Consider the following 1,054-nt stretch of genomic DNA (forward strand, 5'->3'; position numbering starts at 1 on the left):
GTGTTGAGTTCCGTCTGATTAGCGAGGGCGTCGTTTGGGGACTGGTATTTGAGGCATCGCAGCCTTGTACGGTTATAGTTCTGGACGGTTTGATGGAGGAAGGCATTTCTTTGGTCGTGAGACAGGAAGTGGTTTTTGCCGCGATTGGTACCGGCGCTGGGATGGTGTCGCAGGGCTTCGGCAAGACGCCGGTTGAAACGTTCGACCATGCCGTTGGTCTGGGGGTGGAAGGGCTTTGTGAGGCGATGCTCGATGGCGCGGTCCTGGCAGATGCGATCGAAGGGATGTCGTCCTGAAGGTTTGCCCTGGGGCTTGTCCTTCATATCGACGGCGAAGCGATCCGTGAACTCGGACCCATTGTCGGTGAGGATGGTGTGGACCTGATGGGGGAAGACTGCGAGGAATCGTTCGAGGCAGGCGGCGATGCTATGGGCATCGCGTTGCCGGACAATCTCGATATGGACGAAGCGGGTGGCGCGGTCGATGGCGACGAACACATAAGCGCGCTGGGCTTGCAGGCGGGTGAGATGCTTGAGGTCGATATGGATGAAGCCGCAGGGTGTGTCATCGGGGAAGCGGCGGCTGGGGCTAGGCTGGGCTGCGGGCTGGGGTCTTTGGGCCACGCCGATACGCTTCATGCAGCGGTGGATGGCGCTGCGCGAGAGGGTGGGATTGACGCACCGCTGCATGACCTGGACGATGTCGTCGAGGCTCAGGCCGATATCCTGCCGCAGTTCGCGAATGAGCGCTTCGTCGGTCGGCGAGGTGCTTTGTCCCAGCCTATGCCGGGTGTGCGATCCGTCGGTGACGCGATCTCTGGCTTTCCAGCGCCGCACGGTGGTTTCGCTGACACCGAGCTGGCGGGCCAATTGCGCCACCGACAGCGCGCTCGACTGGATCAAAGCCCGCGTCTTGGGCGTGGTTCGGGCATTAGCGTGCAAGTGGATCTGCATGATATCCTCGCTTGGCAAGATGGCGCAATCCAGCAGCCACTCCAAACAACTCTATACAAACAGACGGGATAAAACACGGAGGCCGGGGTCCAGTTCCACGC

General features: G+C 60.8%; 1 protein-coding gene. It reads right to left on the minus strand.

Annotated features, from left to right (window positions below; all coding sequences use genetic code 11):
- A partial coding sequence (locus tag IL54_RS23605) for a DDE-type integrase/transposase/recombinase (protein ID WP_156106083.1) occupies nucleotides 1-953 on the minus strand: 953 nt, incomplete at its 3' end.
- Between the last annotated feature and the right edge of the window lie 101 nt (nucleotides 954-1,054).

The organism is Sphingobium sp. ba1, from assembly GCF_000743655.1.
In the GTDB taxonomy this organism is placed as follows: domain Bacteria; phylum Pseudomonadota; class Alphaproteobacteria; order Sphingomonadales; family Sphingomonadaceae; genus Sphingobium.